19 protein-coding genes are annotated in these 20,600 nt (G+C 57.5%); 10 read left to right on the top strand and 9 right to left on the bottom strand.

The window, feature by feature from the left end:
* Positions 1-2 precede the first annotated feature (2 nt).
* Positions 3-530: a DUF3617 domain-containing protein gene (locus ACSAMW_RS14825; protein ID WP_500590941.1), complete on the top strand. Its 528-nt coding sequence runs from the start codon at positions 3-5 to the stop codon at positions 528-530.
* Between the two features lie 17 nt (positions 531-547).
* Here ACSAMW_RS14825 and ACSAMW_RS14820 read toward each other — a convergent pair whose 3' ends face one another.
* Complete coding sequence (locus ACSAMW_RS14820; protein ID WP_500594048.1) at positions 548-895, bottom strand: NADH:ubiquinone oxidoreductase; 348 nt, start codon at positions 893-895, stop codon at positions 548-550.
* A 25-nt stretch (positions 896-920) separates the two neighbouring features.
* On the opposite strand from ACSAMW_RS14820, the gene ACSAMW_RS14815 reads away from it, so the two are divergent.
* Positions 921-1,832: a CobW family GTP-binding protein gene (locus ACSAMW_RS14815; protein WP_500590940.1), complete on the top strand. Its 912-nt coding sequence runs from the start codon at positions 921-923 to the stop codon at positions 1,830-1,832.
* Here the strand turns inward: ACSAMW_RS14815 and ACSAMW_RS14810 are convergent, their stop codons facing one another.
* Positions 1,833-2,222: a DUF3301 domain-containing protein gene (locus tag ACSAMW_RS14810; RefSeq protein WP_500590939.1), complete on the bottom strand. Its 390-nt coding sequence runs from the start codon at positions 2,220-2,222 to the stop codon at positions 1,833-1,835.
* Positions 2,223-2,339: 117 nt separating this feature from the next.
* Between ACSAMW_RS14810 and pdxY the strand changes: the two genes are divergently transcribed.
* Positions 2,340-3,206, top strand: coding sequence for a pyridoxal kinase PdxY (gene pdxY, locus ACSAMW_RS14805; RefSeq protein ID WP_500590938.1), 867 nt, complete (start codon positions 2,340-2,342; stop codon positions 3,204-3,206).
* A gap of 1 nt (position 3,207) precedes the next feature.
* Here the strand turns inward: pdxY and ACSAMW_RS14800 are convergent, their stop codons facing one another.
* Positions 3,208-3,693 carry an acyl-CoA thioesterase gene (locus ACSAMW_RS14800; protein WP_500590937.1) on the bottom strand — a complete coding sequence of 162 codons (486 nt, stop codon included), beginning with the start codon at positions 3,691-3,693 and terminating at the stop codon, positions 3,208-3,210.
* 197 nt (positions 3,694-3,890) lie between these two features.
* On the opposite strand from ACSAMW_RS14800, the gene ACSAMW_RS14795 reads away from it, so the two are divergent.
* Entirely contained in the window at positions 3,891-5,654 is a 1,764-nt protein-coding gene (locus ACSAMW_RS14795; protein WP_500590936.1) for a cation:proton antiporter, read from the top strand.
* Between the two features lie 72 nt (positions 5,655-5,726).
* Here the strand turns inward: ACSAMW_RS14795 and ACSAMW_RS14790 are convergent, their stop codons facing one another.
* From ACSAMW_RS14790 to uvrD, 4 genes are all read right to left on the bottom strand, one after another.
* A complete protein-coding gene (locus tag ACSAMW_RS14790) occupies positions 5,727-6,134 on the bottom strand; it encodes an SMI1/KNR4 family protein (protein ID WP_500590935.1) in 408 nt (135 codons plus the stop codon).
* A 192-nt stretch (positions 6,135-6,326) separates the two neighbouring features.
* Positions 6,327-6,683, bottom strand: coding sequence for a hypothetical protein (locus tag ACSAMW_RS14785; RefSeq protein ID WP_500590934.1), 357 nt, complete (start codon positions 6,681-6,683; stop codon positions 6,327-6,329).
* Between the two features lie 253 nt (positions 6,684-6,936).
* A complete protein-coding gene (locus ACSAMW_RS14780) occupies positions 6,937-7,791 on the bottom strand; it encodes a Tim44 domain-containing protein (protein ID WP_500590933.1) in 855 nt (284 codons plus the stop codon).
* A gap of 167 nt (positions 7,792-7,958) precedes the next feature.
* Positions 7,959-10,145, bottom strand: a complete 2,187-nt coding sequence (gene uvrD / locus ACSAMW_RS14775; RefSeq protein ID WP_500590932.1) for a DNA helicase II — start codon at positions 10,143-10,145, stop codon at positions 7,959-7,961.
* Positions 10,146-10,318: 173 nt separating this feature from the next.
* On the opposite strand from uvrD, the gene ACSAMW_RS14770 reads away from it, so the two are divergent.
* The 3 genes from ACSAMW_RS14770 to ACSAMW_RS14760 all read left to right on the top strand — a co-directional run bounded on the left by ACSAMW_RS14770 (position 10,319) and on the right by ACSAMW_RS14760 (position 14,440).
* Positions 10,319-13,204, top strand: a complete 2,886-nt coding sequence (locus tag ACSAMW_RS14770; protein ID WP_500590931.1) for a putative bifunctional diguanylate cyclase/phosphodiesterase — start codon at positions 10,319-10,321, stop codon at positions 13,202-13,204.
* 75 nt (positions 13,205-13,279) lie between these two features.
* Positions 13,280-14,146, top strand: coding sequence for a transcriptional regulator HexR (gene hexR / locus ACSAMW_RS14765; RefSeq protein WP_168083496.1), 867 nt, complete (start codon positions 13,280-13,282; stop codon positions 14,144-14,146).
* Between the two features lie 93 nt (positions 14,147-14,239).
* Entirely contained in the window at positions 14,240-14,440 is a 201-nt protein-coding gene (locus ACSAMW_RS14760; RefSeq protein WP_500590930.1) for a PA3496 family putative envelope integrity protein, read from the top strand.
* Here ACSAMW_RS14760 and ACSAMW_RS14755 read toward each other — a convergent pair.
* Positions 14,403-15,344 (bottom strand): LysR family transcriptional regulator, encoded by a 942-nt coding sequence (locus ACSAMW_RS14755; protein WP_500590929.1) that lies wholly within the window; start codon positions 15,342-15,344, stop codon positions 14,403-14,405. The two genes, ACSAMW_RS14760 and ACSAMW_RS14755, sit on opposite strands and share 38 nt — an antisense overlap.
* Positions 15,345-15,509: 165 nt before the next feature.
* On the opposite strand from ACSAMW_RS14755, the gene ACSAMW_RS14750 reads away from it, so the two are divergent.
* Positions 15,510-16,925 carry an acetyl-CoA carboxylase biotin carboxylase subunit gene (locus ACSAMW_RS14750; RefSeq protein WP_500590928.1) on the top strand — a complete coding sequence of 472 codons (1,416 nt, stop codon included), beginning with the start codon at positions 15,510-15,512 and terminating at the stop codon, positions 16,923-16,925.
* 95 nt (positions 16,926-17,020) lie between these two features.
* The gene (gene oadA / locus ACSAMW_RS14745; RefSeq protein ID WP_500590927.1) at positions 17,021-18,829 is read left to right on the top strand and encodes a sodium-extruding oxaloacetate decarboxylase subunit alpha; all 1,809 of its coding nucleotides are present in this window, start codon (positions 17,021-17,023) and stop codon (positions 18,827-18,829) included.
* A gap of 189 nt (positions 18,830-19,018) precedes the next feature.
* On the opposite strand, the gene tnpA is transcribed toward oadA, so the two are convergent.
* On the bottom strand, positions 19,019-19,447 hold the full coding sequence (gene tnpA / locus ACSAMW_RS14740) for an IS200/IS605 family transposase (RefSeq protein ID WP_500590926.1): 429 nt from the start codon (positions 19,445-19,447) through the stop codon (positions 19,019-19,021).
* Here tnpA and ACSAMW_RS14735 point away from each other — a divergent pair.
* A complete protein-coding gene (locus ACSAMW_RS14735; RefSeq protein ID WP_500590925.1) occupies positions 19,328-20,587 on the top strand; it encodes an RNA-guided endonuclease InsQ/TnpB family protein in 1,260 nt (419 codons plus the stop codon). The genes tnpA and ACSAMW_RS14735 overlap by 120 nt on opposite strands.
* The last annotated feature ends 13 nt before the right edge of the window (positions 20,588-20,600 follow it).

The following is a 20,600-nucleotide window of genomic DNA, read 5'->3' as shown; positions in this document are numbered from 1 at the left end:
CTATGAAGGCTGTTGGATTGATTGCCCTGTTAGCCGCGCTGGGGACCACTACGCTAGCCCAGGCGCAGATGCTGCAACCTGGGCTGTGGGAATTGACGACTAGCAATATGGAAGTAGAGGGCAAACCTTTGCCTGACCTGCAAATGCTGCTAGGCCAGCTTCAGAACCTGCCGCCTGAGCAGCGGGCAATGATGGAGCAGGTTTTGGCTAAACAAGGCATCACGGTAGGGGGAAAAGGCATTCGGTCCTGCCTTACACCGGAACAGGTCAAAGCCAACGATATTCCCCTTCAGGACCCTCAATCAGGTTGCACTCAACGCATCACAGAGCGCAATGGCAACGTATGGAAGTTCTCCTTTAGCTGCCCTAAAGCCCAAGGGGCTGGCACGGCAACGTTCCTCAGCGACAAGGAGTTTACCACCCAGGTAGCAGGGACATTCAGCACTACCGGTGCCTCCCAGAAAGGCAGCATGCAAACACGTGCGCAATGGCTAGGGAGCAATTGCGGTACGGTGAAACCAAGGCAATAGTTCCACGTGGAACATCGTCAAGGAGCAAGCCACGTTCCTTGGCTACCTGCCTCACAAAACGGCCGTAGGTAGCGTGCATCGCTGGAGACACCGTAGTAGTGAATGTCCTGCCGATAAGGCATACCTTCTACGCGGGCATTGCTACATACCCCAAAGCCGCCCGTGGGGCAATGGTCCATATAAGCGACATCTACGTGCTGCCCTTTCAAGGTGGGTTGGCAAAAGCCAGTGCTGAACAGCTGTGCAGGAATAGTACGATTTTCCTGGCATACCTTGACGTCTACATGATCCCCTTGGGTATGCACCACGCAGGCCTGCGCCTGTACCAAAGCCGGAAACACCAAGGCGAAAAGGGCTCCAACCATCCCTACAAGGCTGTGTCTGTCTGTCATGTTTGAAAATATACCTACCTATGTATTGGCCGGTCCCTTGGGCGCTGGCAAAACCAGCGTAGCTCAGCACTGGCTTTCCCAAAGGCCCCAAGGCGAGCGCTGGGCGGTGCTGGTCAACGAGTTTGGCGACATCGGCCTGGATGCTGCACTCATGGGGCCGAATGCAGATGGTATCTCAGTCGTGGAAGTAGCGGGTGGCTGTATCTGCTGTGTAAACGGCGCACCTTTTACCGTCGCGCTGGGGCGCCTGATAAAAGCCGCCAAGCCTCACCGTTTACTGATTGAGCTGTCCGGGCTCAGCCACCCCTTGCCACTGTTAGCGCAGCTAAGGTCTGTGCCTTGGAAAAAGGTACTGGCGTTACAGCCACTCGTCGTCGTGCTAGACGGTCAGCGCCTGCAGGGTGGTGTGCCATTAGCGGACTCGCTCAAAGCCGCACTACGCCTGCCTTGTATAGTAGCAATCAACAAGGCGGACACTGTACCTGTCAGTGACCGCCCGGCAATAGAGCAGTCCTTGGGGCACAAAGGGCAATGGATTACCCAAGGGAGGCTCGACTGGGAAGCCGTGGCGTTATACAGCGTGGCCCAACCCTCTGCATTGCTACCCAGACTGTTGCCATTGGCAGCCGCTAAGCCGACGCCTGAGTGGAGTATAGGTTGGCAAATGGAGGCAGAGCACCTGATAGCCCTTGAACGCGTGGAAGCGTTGTTGAACCAATGGCCATGGACGCGTGCAAAAATGGTTCTACATAGCCCTGCTGGTTGGTACTCAGCCAACCTGTTGCCTGGTCAGCCTATCCAGTGGAAACCCAGTGAGTGGCGCCGTGATAGCCGACTGGAAATGATCTTTGACGAGGTTCAACCCGAAGAAGCCCTTAACAGTGCCTGGCTCAATTGCCGCTTGAGCTAATCAGGGCCGGGTACGCTTGTGGGTTTGCCGCCACTCGCTCAACTCGATTACCTCAGCGGTGGGCTGCTTTTTGATCTCGAAAGGATAGGGTGCCAGTTCGATCTGTGCTGAATGAGCACCGAACTGGGTAATCGTCCCAGGATGGCGCTGTTCACCCGTGACTGTAAATTCGAACCCGTAAACACGTGCAAAGCGCTTTCGCCCCTTGGCATCGCGAACAAATGCGAACCGCCTGAACGCCACGTTCTCGTCGAGGAGTTCCAGGTCCAGGTTCGCGCAGTGGTTCCGAACCTTGGCCAGTGCTTTTTCCCTAAGCCCGTGGTTATGCCAGAACCAAGCCGCGACGCAAGCCAAGACCAACAGCACGGCAAGATTTTCAAGGGTGAACATCGACGAGCGCTCCATCTGGACTTGCCCAGCTTAACTGCCTGCCTGGTCTGTCGTACAGCGTGGTTTTCACGCACTATTAGGACATCTGAAACTGCCTTTGATGCGCTGGAATTTTCAATGAAACGCACCCCCCATCTGCTCGCCATTCAGTCCCATGTCGTATTTGGCCATGCGGGTAATAGCGCCGCTGTGTTCGCCATGCAACGGACCGGCGTTAATGTGTGGCCGCTCAACACTGTACAGTTCTCCAACCACACTCAGTATGGCCAGTGGAAAGGTGAAGTGCTGCCCGCTCAGCAGATTTGTGAGCTGGTAGACGGCATTGCGGCTATTGGCGAGCTGGGCAACTGTGACGGTGTCGTAAGCGGTTACCTGGGTAGCCCAGAGCAGGGAAGTGCCATTCTAGACGTGGTTGCAGCCGTGAAGGCCGCTAACCCGCGTGCTCTGTACCTATGCGACCCTGTAATGGGGCATGCGGAAAAAGGTTGTGTAGTAGCGCCTGAGGTTACCGATTTTCTGCTGACCCACGCATTACCGCAGGCCGATATTCTGTGCCCGAACCAGTTGGAGCTCAACAGCTTCACCGGCCGCACAGCGGATACGCTCGACGAGTGCGTAGCCATGGCCCAGGCCTTGCTGACGCGAGGGCCTGGCATGGTGATGGTCAAGCACCTGGCTTATCGAGACAAGCAGCCTGATAGTTTCGAGATGCTGTTGGCTACGCCGGCAGGCACGTGGCACTTGCGTCGGCCTTTGCTCGCCTTTCCTCGACAGCCTGTAGGCGTAGGGGACCTGACCTCAGGTTTGTTCATGGCGCGCCTGCTGCTGGGGGACGAGCCTGTTGCTGCGTTCGAATTCACCGCAGCGGCGGTGCATGAGGTGATGCTGGAGACCCAGGCCTGTGCCAGTTACGAGCTTCAACCCGTCAGGGCCCAAGACCGTATTGCACACCCGCGTGTCCGGTTCGAGGCAACGCGCCTTTGATTCAGTTACCCTCGGCTTTCAATTCCTGATACCGCTGTTCCAGCTCTTGGCGAATCTGCCGGCGTTGCAAACCCTGAGCAAACCGGCGCTTTTCCTCACCAGTCTGGGGCGCCCGTGGCGGGACGGAAACTGCACGTCGGTTTTCGTCCATGGCTACCATGGTGAAGAAGCAGCTGTTGGTATGGCGAACGCTGCGCTGCTGGATGTTCTCCGTGACCACCTTGATGCCCACTTCCATCGAGGTGTTGCCGGTGTAATTGACAGAAGCCAGGAAGGTGACCAGCTCGCCCACGTGAATAGGTTCCCGGAAAATCACCTGGTCTACCGAGAGCGTGACCACGTAGCGGCCTGCATAACGGCTGGCGCAGGCATACGCCACTTCGTCCAGGTACTTCAGTAAGGTGCCGCCGTGTACATTGCCCGAAAAATTGGCCATGTCTGGCGTCATGAGGACAGTCATCGTCAGTTGGGCGTTTCCAGGTTCCATAGCGTGCTCATAGTGGGATGAGATCAGCCAGCCTGACGGCTGCCGAACAGATAAGTTACCCGCCATGCGATGCGTCGCACGCGGCAGATTCAGAATCGTCTTACACGCGAGTCTGTTTCTGGATATTGCCAAGGGACTGAATGCATTCCAATGGGTGTTAAGTTTGATTTCTTTTCACGACGATTGGAGCGCCAACCGTGCACGCTATCGCCTTTATCCAGGACTTGGCCGTTATCATGTTGGTGGCTGGCATCGTCACGGTGATCTTTCATCGCCTGAAGCAGCCGGTGGTACTCGGTTATATTGCCGCAGGCTTCATCATAGGGCCACATACACCCCCGTTCGGCTTTATCCATGACGAGGAAACCATCAAGACATTGGCGGAGCTGGGCGTCGTATTCCTGATGTTCTGCCTCGGGCTTGAGTTCAGCTTGCGCAAGCTGTTCAAGGTAGGCGCTACCGCATTCGTGGCGGCGCTACTGGAAATCACCTTGATGATCTGGGTCGGCTACGAAATCGGAAACGCTTTTGGCTGGGGGAATATGGATGCCCTGTTCCTTGGAGCTATCCTGGCCATTTCTTCCACAACCATCATCGTCAAGGCCCTTAACGACCTGAACATGAAGCACCAGCGCTTCGCTCAGTTGATATTCGGCGTATTGATCGTTGAAGACATTCTAGGTATCGGCATTATCGCTTTGCTCTCAGGCATTGCCGTCAGCGGATCTGTCAGCTCTGGTGAGGTTGCCGCTACGGTAGGCAAGCTAGGCTTGTTCATGGTCGTGGCCTTGGTAGTCGGTATCCTGTTGGTACCACGCCTCTTGGCCTATGTGGCCGAAGCCAAAAGTGATGAAATGCTTTTGGTCGTGGTGCTGGGGTTGTGCTTCGGCTTCTGCCTGCTGGTGGTGAAGCTGGGGTATAGCATGGTGCTGGGGGCCTTCCTCATTGGCGCCATCATGGCTGAGTCTACCCACCATCGAAAGATCGAACGGCTGGTAGAGCCTTTACGAGACATGTTCAGTGCCATCTTCTTTGTGGCCATTGGTTTGATGATCGAGCCCAAAGTACTGGTGGAATACGCTGTACCCATCGTTGCTATTACGGCGGCTGTCATCGTGGGTAAAGTGGTGTCTTGCAGCTTGGGTGCATTCCTGGCCGGCAATGATGGGCGTACGTCGCTTCGGGTTGGCATGGGCTTGAGCCAGATCGGCGAATTCTCATTCATCATTGCGGCCCTTGGCATGACGCTGGAAGTTACCAGTGATTTTCTCTACCCAGTCGCCGTGGCAGTTTCTGCCATTACTACTTTGCTTACGCCCTATCTCATAAAAGCTGCCGACCCGTTTGCTGGGTCACTTTCACGCTGGATTCCAGCGCCTTTAACCCGCGTGTTCGGGACCTACGGTGAATGGCTGCGCGGTATACGGCTGGAAGGCGAGCGAGCCGCCTTCGTCGCCATCGTGCGCCGCATTCTTATGCATGTGGCTATCAACCTGGCGCTGATCGTTGCCATTTTCTTTACCTGCGCACATTTTGCAGCGCCGGTTGGCCAATGGTTATCGCCTTGGATCGAAGGGGAAGAAGGGCAGAAGGGCGTGCTATGCGCATTAGCGCTGCTGCTGTCCACACCTTTCCTGATTGCGGCCTACCGAAAACTGGGTGCGCTTTCATTGCTACTGGCCCAAGCGGGTGTAAAACCCCAGTTGGCGGGCAGGCACACTGAAACGTTGCGTCAAGTTATGGCGCAGGTCATTCCAATGGTTTTTCTAGGCGCAATTCTGTTCCTGCTGGCAGCCTTGTCCGCCAGCATCCTGCCTACACGTGAGATGCTGCTGCTCGTAGGGGCGGTGGTGATTATATTTGCCGCCGTATTCTGGCGGTGGCTCATCCGTATTCATGCGCGCATGCAGGCTGCGCTTGTGGAGACATTGGACAGCCCAGCCAGCACTGCCGAGCACTAGGCTTTGTACGGAAGGGGTTGTGCTTGCCGACTTCTCGTACAAACCCTAGGCCCTTACAAAGGGCGTAGGTGTTCAGCTTTCGAGCCAGACATCCCGCGCCCAATGCCACACCGATTCCCAACTGTCGTCGGTAACGGCCTCTTCGTCGCCGCTCCAAAGCAGTACTGTTCCGTCTTCCTCGACGCAATAATAGTCTTCCCCATCCTGGCAGATAGGGATGAGCTCACGGGGTACGCCAAGATCCCATGCGGTCGCTGCAACTTCTGGCAAGTAGGTATGGGACTGAGGGTCGGTAACGGTTACCGGCTCCAGGCTGCCATACACAACGTCGCTGACGGTTAGCAGGAACTCTTTGAACACGAACGGGATATTGATGAAGAGTTGTTCTTCGATCTCAACCAGAAGGTCTTCATCTGGCAGTTCCAGAGGGACTGGAACGGGTTCGTTGGCTTCCCGAAGCTGTTCGATGATTTCTTCCACAATGACGGACCTTTGCCTTGAAAAAACGGGGGGCGGGTTTGCCGGCGGGATTTTAATCCATCCTGCCAGAGCATGCTGCAACCACTGCCCTTGAAGGTTTTATCGCTACTGTCAGGAGTGACCACACAGGCGTGGACCAATTCCTTGCAGTCTCTCAAAGGTCATACCTGTAGCCAGATAGCAACCCTGCGGCTAGAGCTTGAATTTCACGCCTTTGTCTAATAGCTCGATGCTATTGGTGAATCCATAGTTCTCAATTAGTGCGTTCTTCAAACTCTGTGACGGGTTCAAGTCGGTTTTGGCAGCTTTAGCCATTGCTTTCAAGGAAACACCTTCTGTCATAGGCGTTGCCTCAACCGGCTTGCCGCTGAACAATTTGGACAGGTTGGTGCCACCTCTGCCTTTGAAGGTGATGTCAGCATCGTCACTGCGCCCTGGGGCGTGTATATCTGCACCCGCTTGCAAGGGCGTATGGATGGAGGGTTCTTCATCGTCCTCAGTGCTTTGAGGAGCGTGTGCAATGCCTGGCGTAATACCTGGGGTGCTCATGATCGATTACTCAATTAGGGGTTACCGGAGGTATGCGGGGTTGTGGCCGTCAAAGCTTCCAGGTGTCGGCCGCATGTGCCACCTTTGTCCTGCTGAGGAATCTACTGCGTGGTAATGACGTAGGGATGAGTTCCCTGGCTAGCCCTTATGAAATATGTTTTGAAGCCCAGTTGGTTGCCGATAGGGGCCATATACCGTGTTCAAAAGAAAAACCCCGGCGCAGGGCCGGGGTTTTGTATGCCGCATTAGCGGTTTAACCGTTCTGGCGAATACCTGCAATAACCCAAGGCTGGTTCTCACCTTGTTGGCGTTCCATGTTCCAGCTTTCGCTAAAAGCCTCGCCTTTATCGAAGCGGGAATCCTTCGATACGCCCGTGAAAGTCAGCGTAGCGATGGTGCGATCTGCACGGTCATCGATGCCATCAAGCTGTACCGACAGGTTATCAATGTAGGTGGACTGGTAGCCATCACCTAGCGCTGCACGTTCCTGACGCAGGAATTGCAACATCTGCGGGGTTACGAACTCGGCGATCTTGTCCATTTCATTGGCATCCCAGTGCTGTTGCAGCGCTTGGAAATGCTCGCGGGCAGCACCCAGGAAGTTCTGCTCGTTGAACCAGGCTGGAGCCTGAATCACAGGGCGCGCCGAGGCGCTGCTGCTACCACCAAAAGGCGATGCAGGGGTTGCCAAGGGCTCTGCCTCACGCTGGTACACTGGATGGCCGGCCATGGCCATTTGAGGTTGTTGCTTGCGACGGCGCGAGGAAATGAACCGAAAGATTACGAAGGCGACCAAGGCCAGGAGCAGGAAGTCCAGGAACTGGAACCCCTCGAAGCCGTCACCCATGAACATGGACGCAAGCAGGCCGCCCGCTGCAATACCGGCCAGAGGGCCAAGCCAACGCGAAGCGCCACTCGGCGCGCCCGGTGCGCGACCCGCCTGGGCCGGCGTGGTGGCTGAAGGTTGAGAAGGCGAGGCCTGGCGTGTTTGATGGCTAGGCGCGTCACCGAAGGACTTGCCGCCACCAAAGCGTTTGGCGGCGCTGGCGTCAAGGCTCAGCGTAAGGCTGAGGCAGAGCGCCATGGCGATGCTTAAAAAACGTTGCATGAAGGCATTCCCATTTAATGGATATATAGCGATGGCCATGTTGCACGGCGCTTGGAGAGATAGCCAGCAGGAGATTGTTTCCGGCTTTTACGGAAAATTCCTACAGCCTGCACGCCCTACGTAAGCAGCGCGCGGGCATACAGGCTATTGGCTCAGGGAAAGAACATTTATTCCAACGGGACCAGCTTAGCGTAGCCCAGCATCAGCCACTTGCTGCCCTCGTCGAAGTTCACTTGGACCCGGGCCTGGGCGCCTGAACCTTCGAAATTGAGGATGACGCCCTCGCCGAATACAGCATGCTGCACCCGTTGACCCAGGTTGAACACGGTATCCGGAATACCGGCCTGCCCGAATATACTGCCCATATTGGGTTTGGCTGCCCCGCCGAAGGGGCGGCTCACGCTGTTGGACAGCCGTACCTCCGTAAGCAGGTTGGCAGGAATTTCACGCACAAACCTGGATACCTTGTTGTAGGTTTCGCTGCCGTACAACCGACGGGTTTCCGCGTAGGTCATCACCAATTGCTGCATGGCCCGAGTAATGCCCACATACGCCAGCCGGCGTTCTTCCTCCAGGCGGCCAGGCTCTTCCAGGCTCATCTTGTGCGGGAACAGCCCCTCTTCCAGGCCCACCAGGAACACGAAGGGGAACTCCAGGCCTTTGGCACTGTGCAAGGTCATCAATTGAATGCTGTCTTCATGCTCCTCAGCCTGGGTATCGCCTGCCTCAAGTGAGGCATGGCCCAGGAATGCCGCCAGGGGGGTCAGGTCTTCCTCGCCGTCAGCGTTTTCAAAGTTGCGTGCAGCGCTGACCAGTTCCTCAAGGTTTTCTACCCGGGCCTGGCCTTTTTCGCCCTTTTCCTCTTGGTGGTAGAGGATCAGGCCTGCTTGCTCGATGACCGTCTGCGTCATCACATGCAAGGGCATGGTCTGGGTGCGTGTAGCCAGGTCTTCGATCAGGTCCATGAAAGCTTGCAGGGCATTGGCTGCTCGCCCCGTGACACCTTTATTGGCCACCAGCTGGCGCACTGCTTCCCACATGGACACATCGGCATGGCGGGAATGCTGACGAATAGCTTCGACTGTTTTTTCACCAATACCACGGGGAGGAACGTTGATCACTCGCTCCAATGCGGCATCGTTACCACGGCCATCCAGCAGGCGCAGGTAGGCCATTGCATTCTTGATCTCAGCCCGCTCGAAGAACCGCTGGCCGCCGTAGATACGGTAGGGAATACGCTCGCGTAGCAGCGCTTCTTCCAATACGCGAGACTGAGCGTTGGACCGGTACAGAATCGCGATATCGCTGCGGGCAAGCCCAGTTTTTATGGCGCTTTCGATGGTTTCCACTACATAGCGGGCTTCATCATGCTCGTTATAAGCGGCGTAGAGGCTGATAGGGTCACCATCCCCACCATCGGTCCACAGCTCTTTGCCCAGCCGGCCACTGTTATTGGCGATCAGGGCGTTGGCGGCATTGAGGATACCGGCTGTGGAACGGTAGTTCTGTTCCAGGCGAATGACTTCGGCGTCTGGAAAGTCCGTCGTGTATTGGCGGATGTTTTCGATACGCGCGCCACGCCATCCGTAAATGGACTGGTCATCGTCGCCGACGACCATCAGGCTCTGCCCGCCCTTGGCCAGCAGGCGAAGCCAGGCATATTGCACCGCGTTGGTGTCCTGGAACTCGTCCACCAGCACATGGCGGAAGCGCCGCTGGTAATGTTCCAGCAGGGTGGCATTGTCCCGCCAGAGGTCGAGCGCACGCAGCAGCAGCTCTGAAAAGTCGATGACGCCAGCGCGTTCACAGGCCGCTTCGTAGGCCTCGTAAATGCTTCGCATAGTGGCCAGGAACAGGTCGCCCTTGGGCTGGATGTGTTGAGGGCGCAGGCCCTCGTCTTTCTGGCCGTTGATAAACCATTGGGCCTGGCGCGCTGGCCACTTCTGATCGTCGAGCCCCAGTTCTCGGATCACGCGCTTGACCAGGCGTTGCTGGTCATCGCTGTCCAGGATCTGGAAGTTCTGGTTGAGTTTCGCTTCCTGCCAGTGGGCGCGCAATAGCCGGTGGGCCAAGCCATGGAAGGTACCTACCCACATTCCGGCCGGGCTGATGCCCATGAGCTGCTCGATACGATGACGCATCTCGGCAGCGGCCTTGTTGGTGAAGGTAACGGCCAACAGCGAATGCGGCGAGGCATGCTCCACCTGCATCAACCAGGCGATGCGGTGCACCAGCACACGGGTTTTGCCAGAGCCAGCGCCGGCCAGAACCAACTGACGACCTACGCTGGCGGCTACTGCCTGGCGTTGGGCATCGTTGAGCGAATTGAGCAACAAGGAGAGGTCATCATGCATGGCGGGCATTCTAGGGTGCAGTGGCGGGCTACAGCAAACGTCGCTTACGACCGGTGTGCTGATAGGTGACGAAGTATCGAAAAGCCACCGTGGGCAAAGGGCCATTGGCGGCATTCGAGGAAATCTTGTGTATGCTGCCATTCATCATGCAGGTCTGAACAAGAATAACGCTTATGGCCCTTGAATACCGCTCCCCAGGGCAAATTGCGCCTGTGCGCCAGGCCCTGGAACAGGATTTTTCTGCAAGCCTTGCAGTGGAGCGCACGCGGCTGCTCTATCAAGGCTCGCTTGTGCCTACGCTGTTGATGCTGATTACAGGGCTGGTGTGTGCCTGGATTCTCTGGTCTCCTGGCCACCATGGGCTGGTCAGCGTATGGCTGGGGTGGCTTATGACGCTTGTAGCGCTGCGAGTGATCCAGGTCGCAGCGTTTGATGCTTCCATGCCTGACCGGCAGGCCTCACCCGTGTGGCGTCGGATGTTCCTGTTCGGCTCGGCCGCCAGTGGGCTTTCCCTGGCCGGTGCAGCCATCCTTCTCGCACCTTTCGACAGTTTTCTGCAGCAAGCCTGGATCTTTGGCTTGCTGGGCGCAGCCGCATTATCGGCAAGCATCGCCTATGCGGTGAGCTTTCCTGCCTTCCTAAGCTTTGCTGTTCCCTGTCTTGTTCCGCCTGTCATCTGGCTGTTTATGCACGGGGGCCTGCACCAGCAGGGTTGGGCTTGGCTTGGCCTGATGCTGTTGGGCGCACTGTGTGTGGTGGCCTGGCAAGTCAATCGGTTGATCGAGCGTGGGTTGCTTCGGCGTTTTCAGAACCAGAGCCTCATTGCCAGCCTGCAGGCGGAGCAAGCTGTCATCACGCGGTTGAACCGGGAAATGACCGAGGAAATGGCCCGCCGTAGCGCTGCGGAGCGTGAGCTGCGTACTGTCCAGTCCAGCCTCGAAGCCCATATTGCACAGCGTAGCCAGCAGCTGGATGAGGCGAACCAGGCGTTAAGCAAGAGTCAGGCACGCCTGGCGTTGGCGCTGGAAGCCAGCGAGCTGGGGTTATGGGATTGGGACCTGCGTACCGACGAAGTGCACCATACGGCGCTGGAGCGGTTGGTTGGCCTCGCGGCGCTAAACACGCCACTGCTGCTCAAGCACCTGCGCCCGCGGCTACACCCGGATGACCTTCCAACGCTTAAGCGCACCCTGATTGAACACTTCAAAGGCCGTAGCGCGGATTATCGCGTTGAATACCGCATACGGCACGACGATGGCCGGTGGTTATGGATCGAAGACCGCGGTCGCGCGGTGGAGCGCACACCAGGGGGGCGCGTGTTGCGAATGCTGGGTACCCGACGTGATATCACACGGTTACGCGAACAGGCACAACAACAACGTTTGGCCGCAACCGTGTTCGATGCCATGAGCGAGGGCATCGTTGTGCTGGACCCGGATTTCAGGGTGCTGACGGTAAATCAGGCCTTCAGCCGCATAACAGGTTACCTGCCCTCGGCCTGCCTGGGCGAGCTGCTGCTGGACCTTCCCTGCAGCCGTGACCTTCGCCGCCATTTTCCTCAGATCCATCAGGCCCTGCTTGAACAAGGCGCCTGGCAAGGTGAGGTTATAGAGACGCGCTTGAACGGCGAGCTGTACCCCCAGTGGCTGCAGGTGACTGCCATCGTCGACGAGGCGGCCAGCCTGCGCCAAGTCGTGGTGTTCTGCTCGGACCTGACCTCACGGCGCGCTTCCGAAGAGCGTTTGCATTACCTCACTTACCACGACGAACTGACCGGCCTGGGAAACCGCAGCCTGTTCCGCCAGCGGCTGCACGATGCCACCCAACGTTTGCGACACAATGGTCGCAGCCTGGCGCTGCTGCATATCGATCTGGACCGTTTCAAGCTGCTCAATGACAGCTTTGGCCACGATGCGGCTGATCAAGTGCTGCGCCAGGTGGCCAAGCGTATCGGGGCTGCCTTGCCTGAAGCAGATACAGTTGCCCGGCTATCGGGCAATGAGTTCGGCGTACTGTTCGATGCCTACGCCAGCCTTTCCGGCCTGATCCAGGTCACCACGCGGCTGCTGGGCAAGATTCGAGTACCGCTGCGTCTCAATGGCCACGAGCTGACCATTACTGCCTCTATCGGAATCAGCCTGCTACCTGATACTACGCGGGAAGGGGCGGTGCTGCTCAATCAGGCTGCCATGGCGATGCAGGAGGCCAAACGGCTGGGCGGCGACGGCTTTCAGTTTTTCACCGAACCTCTGCAGGCTGATGCCCATGACCGGCTTCAGCTTGAGCATCAACTGCGTCGGGCGCTGGAGCTGCAGCAGCTCGAGGTGTTCTATCAGCCCAAGCTGGACCTAACGAATCGGGCCCTGAGTGGGGCTGAAGCCTTGGTGCGTTGGCATCACCCGGAGCGAGGGCTGATGGCCCCAGGCACTTTTATCGAGTTGGCCGAAGAAACCGGGCTGATTACGGCCATTGGTGAGTTTGTATTGCGTACCGCCTGCCGTCACGCGAGGGAGTGGCAGCGTCATGGCCTGGGCGACCTGCGTGTGTGCGTGAACCTGTCGGGCCAGCAACTTCGATATGGAAACCTGGTGAGCCTGGTGCGCCAGGTACTGGCCGAAAGCGGCCTGGCACCTACACTACTGGAGCTTGAGCTGACGGAAAGCCAGTGGCTGGACAATGTCAGCGCCATTCACGCAACTTTTGCACAGTTGAGGCAATTGGGGGTCAAGCTCGCTATCGATGACTTTGGCACAGGCTATTCGGCACTCAGTTACCTTAAGCGGCTTCCCGTAGACTTCGTGAAACTGGACCAGGCATTCGTGCGTGAACTGGAAGACAGCCATGCGGATGCTGCTATTACCCAGGCGGTCATCACCATGGCCCACGGGCTGGGACTGAAGGTCACTGCTGAAGGGGTGGAAACCCGTGGCCAGCTATCAACACTGCAGGCGCAAGGTTGCGATGAGGTTCAGGGCTACCTGATCGGCCGCCCAGCCACAGCGGCCGCGTTTGCACAGTGGCTCGTGGTACGGGGAAGCGAAGGTGTTCCCCTTGTTTGACTGGGCCTGTAACAGCCCATGTAGTATAACTACAAAAAACCGTGGCCCAGCCCGACACAATACGAGTCCTCACTTTTGAACCTTCTGCAACACATTGCCCAATCCCGCCACCTGCTACGTAAATCGGAGCTAAAGGTGGCCGATCATGTCCTGCTTGACCCTGCCGCCGTGATGCACAGCTCCATGGCAGACCTGGCCCACCATGTGGGCATCAGCGAGCCAACGATCGTGCGTTTTTGTAGGGCCATTGGGTGTACAGGGTTCCAGGACCTCAAACTCAGGCTGGCGCAGAGCTTGGCGGCCGGCGCCAGCTTCGGCCAGTTCGCCATTCACGAAGACGACTCGGTCGAAGACCTTAGCCTCAAGATTTTCGATACCACGTTGCACACGCTGATGGAAGTGCGCGAAAAACTGGACACCGATGCCTTGCAGCGGGCAGTTACCGTCATGGCAAGCGCCCCTCGCGTAATGTTCTATGGTTTTGGTGCTTCCGGCGCTGTGGCGGCAGACGCCCAGCACAAGTTCTTTCGTTTGCTGCTGACCGCGGCCGCCTATTCGGACCCGCACATGCAGGCCATGTCTGCAGTTACCTTGCAGCCGGGTGATGTAGCGGTGTGCATTTCGCAGTCAGGTCGCTCTAAGGACCTGCTGATAACCGCCAACCTGGTGCGCGAAGCGGGGGCGGCCCTGGTGACCCTATGCCCCAGCCAAACGCCCTTGGCAGAGCTGTCCACGGTGAACCTGGGCATCGATGTGCATGAAGACACTGAAATCTACACGCCCCTCACGTCTCGTATCGCCCACCTGGTGGTGATCGACGTGTTGGCCATGGGGGTTGCCATGGCCCGTGGCCCTACGCTGGTCAACCACCTCAAGAGCGTGAAGCGCAGCCTGCGCAGCCTTCGCCTGTCCCCCAAGTCGATCAAGCACCCAGAAGACTGACCTGGCTGTAACCTGGCCGTCACTGGGCTGCCCTTAAAGCGTAACGCGGCCTTGCCATGGTGTAGCTCTCGCATACTTACCGGGAGAGGCAGCATGGCGCGTTCCTATGAAGGATCAGGCAACAGCAAGACTCGCCGTCAGGAAGAAGACGCTCGGCGGATGGCGTTCCGCCGTGCCATTGAAAGCCGTATCGAGGCGCGTAGGTTACTGGCCAGTACGTTCGACTTCCCTGAGCTGTATCCGTGGCAGGCCGGCGTTACGGACACGCGGCAAAGCGTTCAACCACGCTATTAAGTTGTGCGCGATCCTCTCGAATAAATGCCAGGAACGCCGCCGCTACGGGCGACGGTCTTCTGGCCTTGGCCTGTACAAGGCACCAGCTGCGGCGCAGGGGTAGCTCGGCTACAGGCAATTCGCGCAACAGGCCGGCACGTAGTTCGCCTACCACGGCGTGCCGGCTTAGCAATGCAAGCCCAAGGCCGGCCATTACCCCTTCACGCTGAGCCTCGGCTGAGCCCACCTCCAGTGTCTGCTTAAAGTGCACCCGTTTTTCCTTTAAAAAAGCTTCGCAGGCCATGCGTGTTCCCGAACCGGTTTCCCGGACCAGTAACGGCCAGGGCTCCAATGCCCTCAGGCCTAGTTCGTGCACATCGCATAAGGGGTGATCCGGGGCGGCAATGGCAATAATGTCGTTGGTCAGGAAGGGTAGAAACTCCAAGTCCATCCCTTGGGGTACCAGCGACATGATCAGCAGATCGTCGCGGTTGTCCACAAGGCGGCGCAGGGCTTGTGCGCGATTGACCACGCTTAGCGTCAGGCTCACTTCAGGGTGCTTGCGCTTGAACGCCGCAAACAGGTGCGGCACAAAGTAGGTAGCACTGGTTTCAACTGCCAATTTCAATTGGCCCTGAAGCGAACCCTGCAGGTGTGAGAGCTGCATGTCGAAATTGTCGAGCCGGCCAAAAATGTCCCGGCTGGCCGCTTGCAAGGCTTCTGCCGCCTCGGTCAGGTACAGCTTTTTGCCCACATACTCAAACAGCGGCTGCCCCACCACTTCTTCCAACTGCCGGATCTGCAAGCTGACTGCGGGTTGAGTCAGGGCCATCTCTTCAGCGGCGCGGCTAAAGGAGCGCAGGTCACACACCTCGTTGAAGATGCGTAGCTGGCGAAGGGTAAGCCGCATGAGGGAGTGACGCATACCGCTCCAGAGATGCTGGGAAACGCTGACTATAAGCTTTTGCTTATGCCTGGCCCAACAAACTCTGATTATTATTTATCTATCCCTGGGGTTAGGGTGAACAGGTGCCTGGCAACGCGTTACAAGGCACCGTACGTTGCCGCCTAATGGACGAGGGAAACCAGCGTGATAAGAAAAATCCTCATCGCCAACCGAGGCGAAATCGCGGTTCGTATTGTTCGGGCGTGTGCTGAAATGGGCATTCGCTCGGTAGCCGTCTACTCGGACGCCGATCGCCATGCCTTGCATGTAAAGCGCGCGGACGAAGCCCATAACATCGGCGCCGAGCCACTGGCGGGCTACCTGAACCCACGCAAGCTGGTCAACCTGGCAGTAGAAACCGGGTGTGATGCCTTGCATCCAGGCTACGGCTTTCTATCGGAAAACGCAGAGCTGGCAGACATCTGTGCACAGCGGGGCATCAAGTTCATTGGCCCGTCGGCCGACGTCATTCGGCGCATGGGTGACAAGACAGAGGCTCGACGCACCATGATGGCAGCCGGTGTACCGGTCACGCCGGGCACCGAGGGCAATGTGGCAGACATTGCCGAAGCGCTTCGCGAGGGTGATCGCATCGGCTACCCGGTGATGCTCAAGGCCACCTCAGGTGGCGGCGGGCGTGGCATTCGCCGCTGTAATAGCCGTGAAGAGCTGGAGCAGGCTTTTCCCCGGGTGATCTCTGAAGCGACCAAGGCCTTCGGTTCTGCCGAAGTGTTCCTGGAGAAGTGCATCGTCAACCCCAAGCACATCGAAGCGCAGGTGCTAGGAGACAGCAGCGGCAATGTGGTGCATTTGTTCGAGCGCGATTGCTCCATTCAGCGGCGCAACCAGAAGCTGATCGAAATCGCACCCAGCCCCCAGCTTACGCCTGAACAGCGGGCGTACATCGGTGACCTGGCCGTACGCGCCGCCAAAGCCGTGAACTACGAAAATGCCGGTACCGTAGAGTTTCTGCTTGCCGAGGGCGAAGTGTATTTCATGGAAATGAATACCCGCGTGCAGGTGGAACACACCATTACCGAAGAAATCACCGGCCTGGATATTGTTCGCGAGCAGATCCGCATCGCCTCAGGGCTGCCCTTGTCGGTCAAGCAGGAAGACATTCAACATCGCGGCTATGCGTTGCAGTTCCGCATCAATGCTGAAGACCCGAAAAACAACTTCCTTCCCAGCTTTGGCAAGATAACGCGCTACTACGCCCCAGGCGGCCCAGGGGTGCGAACCGATACCGCCATCTACACCGGCTATACCATTCCACCGTTCTACGACTCTATGTGCCTGAAACTGGTGGTGTGGGCGCTTACCTGGGAAGAAGCCCTGGACCGCGGCCTGCGTGCCTTGGATGACATGCGGGTACAAGGGGTGAAAACCACGGCGGCGTATTACCAGGAGATCCTGCGTAACGCTGAGTTTCGAAGCGGGGAGTTCAACACCAGCTTTGTAGAAAGCCACCCGGAGCTCACCCAGTACTCGATCAAGCGCAAGCCCGAAGAACTGGCGCTTGCCATCGCCGCCGCCATTGCCGCCCACGCCGGGCTCTGAACAGCCGCTGCAAGCGGCGAGCCCCAAGTGAAGGCATAAAGGCGTTCACTTGTAGCTTACGGCTTGAAGCTTGGCGCTAGAAAGGAACTGTGAACATGCCCAAGAAGATCTTCGTCACCGATACCGTGCTGCGCGATGCCCATCAATCCCTGCTTGCGACCCGTATGCGTACCGAGGACATGCTGCCCATCTGCGACAAGCTGGACAAGGTGGGTTACTGGTCACTGGAAGTCTGGGGTGGTGCCACCTTCGATGCCTGTGTGCGCTTCCTCAAGGAGGACCCGTGGGAGCGCCTGCGTCAGCTGCGCGCGGCGTTGCCAAACACCCGCTTGCAGATGCTGCTGCGCGGCCAGAACCTGCTGGGCTATCGGCACTACAGCGACGACGTGGTACAGGCGTTCGTGGCGCGTGCGGCCGCCAATGGTATCGACGTGTTCCGTATTTTCGACGCCATGAATGACATCCGTAACCTGCAGGTAGCGATCGAGGCGGTGAAGGTGGCCGGCAAGCATGCTCAGGGCACCCTGGCCTACACCACGAGCCCTGTGCACACCGTGCAGGCGTTCGTTGAGCAGGCCAAACAGATGGAAGCCATGGGCTGTGACTCTATCGCAATCAAGGATATGGCCGGCCTGTTGACCCCTTATGCCACAGGTGAACTGGTCAAGGCCTTGAAGGCCGAGCAAAGCCTGCCCGTATTCATTCACTCTCACGACACCGCTGGCCTGGCTGCCATGTGCCAGTTGAAAGCGGTGGAAAACGGTGCCGATCACATTGATACCGCTATTTCCAGCCTGGCGTGGGGTACCAGCCACCCAGGCACAGAATCCATGGTCGCCGCGCTCAAGGGTACGGAATACGACACAGGGCTGGACCTGGAGCTGCTCCAGGACATTGGCCTTTACTTCTACGCCGTACGCAAGAAGTACCACCAGTTCGAGAGCGAATTCACTGCCGTGGATACCCGTGTACAGGTGAACCAGGTGCCAGGCGGCATGATTTCCAACCTGGCCAACCAGCTCAAGGAACAGGGCGCCCTCAACCGCATGAACGAAGTGCTGGCCGAGATTCCACGGGTGCGCGAAGACCTGGGCTATCCGCCGCTGGTCACGCCTACGTCACAGATTGTAGGTACCCAGGCTTTCTTCAACGTACTGGCAGGCGAGCGCTACAAGACCATCACCAATGAAGTGAAGCTGTATTTGCAAGGTGGCTATGGCAAGGCGCCGGGAACAGTTAGCGAGCAGCTGCGCCGCCAGGCCATTGGGAGCGAGGAGGTTATCGATGTTCGCCCGGCAGACCTGCTCAAACCTGAAATGAACAAGCTGCGCGCCGACATTGGTCAAGTGGCCCGCACTGAAGAGGATGTGCTGACGTTTGCCATGTTCCCGGACATTGGCCGCAAGTTCCTCGAAGAACGTAACGCAGGCGCTCTCAAGCCTGAGGCTTTGCTGCCTGTACCAGAAGCCGGTGCGGTGACGTCTGGCAAAGGTGAAGGCGTGCCTACCGAATTTGTGATCGACGTGCACGGCGAAACCTATCGCGTGGACATTACCGGGGTAGGTGTAAAGGCCGAGGGCAAACGCCATTTCTACCTCAGCATTGATGGCATGCCGGAAGAGGTCGTATTCGAACCGCTGAATGAGTTCGTAGGCGGCGGAGTAGGCAAGCGCAAGCAGGCCAGCGCACCAGGGGACGTTAGTACAACCATGCCCGGCAATATCGTCGAAGTGTTGGTCAAGGAGGGCGATCAGGTCCACGCGGGCCAGGCCGTTCTGATCACCGAGGCCATGAAGATGGAGACTGAAATTCAGGCACCGGTGGCAGGCACAGTGGGCACCATCCATGTGGCCAAAGGTGACCGAGTGACACCTGGCGAAGTACTGATTGAAATCGAAGGGTAGTTAAAGGTTTTCCTCAGGGGCTTCGGCCCCTTTTTTTGTGTGCAAGGCTTACAGCACACAGGCGGCCAACTGGTATACGCTGCTCCCCCTTTACAGGCGCCGCCCCTGGGGCCTGTATTCGGGGTTACCGGAAGTGCGGAAAGCCCCGAAGTTCAGTTCGGGGTCAAGAGCATGGACGCCGTAGGCGTCCTAATCGGGCGTTCGCTGATCCTCAATATATTGGCGCAGGATTTCCATCGGCGCTCCTCCACATGACGATGCAAAGTAGGACGGTGACCACAGCACGCCTCGACGCTTGAGCCAAGGATGGAAGTCTCCAAACTGTTGTCGTAGCCTCCGTGAGGACACACCTTTCAAGGACGCGACAAGATTGGACAGTGCCACTTTCGGCGGGTAGGTGACTAGCAGGTGAACGTGGTCATGCTCACCATTGAACTCCAGCAGTTCGGCCTCAAAATCCTGGCAGACGCTTGCCAGTACCGGCTGCATCGCATCCAGATGTTCTTTCTGAAACACATTGCGTCGAAACTTGGTAACAAAGACCAAGTGAGCATGAAGCGCAAATACGCAATGGCGACCATGCCGAATATCTCCATCAAGCTTACGCGGCCTAGCCATGATAGCCTCTTGAGTGATTTCAATGACCAATTGTATAATGCTGCCATGGAAATCACCAAGACATTGAAGTTGAGAATCAGGGACAAGCATGCCAAGGCAATGCTTGCGATGGCTCGCGACGTCAATCAGGTCTGGAATTTCTGCAACGAAACACAGTTTCGCAGCCTGAAGCGTTACTGCAACCGTCCGAAAGTGTGGCTGTCAGGTTTCGACCTGCAAAAACTCACAAACGGATTCAGCAAGTGCGAAGGGGTGTCTATAGGTTCTACCACGCAGCAGCAGGTGTGTGAGGAATTCGCTACCCGGCTCAGGCAGTTCAAGCGGCAACGCCTGAACTGGCGCGTCAGTGACCGCAAGTCCTCCAAATACTCATTGGGCTGGGTACCTTTCAAGGCTGGGGCACTGACTTTCCGGAATGGCCAGGTTCGATTCAAAGGCATACATGTTGGGCTGTGGGACTCCTATGGCCTCTCCAAGTACGAATTGAGAGCAGGTAGTTTCAATGAGGATTCGCGTGGCCGCTGGTATCTCAATGTGGCTGTCAAAATGCAGGTCGAAAAAAAACCGGCAGCCAGCCCCTCATCTGTCGTCGGTATCGACCTGGGTCTGAAAACACTGGCAACGTATTGCAACGGTGAGAAATTCGAACCAAAGCGTTGGTATCGCGCGTCTGAAGCAGCGCTGGGTATTGCACAGCGAGCCGGCAAAAAGAAGCGTATCAAGGCTATCCATGCCCGTATCGCCAATCAGCGTAAAGATGCTCTCCACCAGGAGACGTCTGAGCTGGTGAAGAAACATGCTGCAATTTTCGTTGGCAATGTGAACGCAAAAGCGCTGGCAAAAACGACCATGGCCAAGTCCGTGCTCGATGCTGCGTGGACGACGTTCCAAACACAACTCCGGTACAAGGCCATCAGGCGTGGAGTCGTGTTCGCAGAGGTCAACGAAGCGTTTTCAACCCAAACGTGCTCGTGCTGTGGTGTTGTTTCGCCCAGCAGTCCGAAAGGTAGGGTCGGACTTGGAATAAGGCAGTGGACGTGCAGCAATTGCGGAACGGTCCATGACCGTGACGTCAATGCTGCCCGGAACATCGCCCGCCTGGGACTTCAGGCGCTTGCAGAAGGAATCCCCGCTCTTTAGGGCGGGGAGGAAG

It is taken from the genome of Pseudomonas sp. AB39(2026) (assembly GCF_059831485.1).
This window is presented reverse-complemented; position numbering and strand designations above follow the sequence as displayed.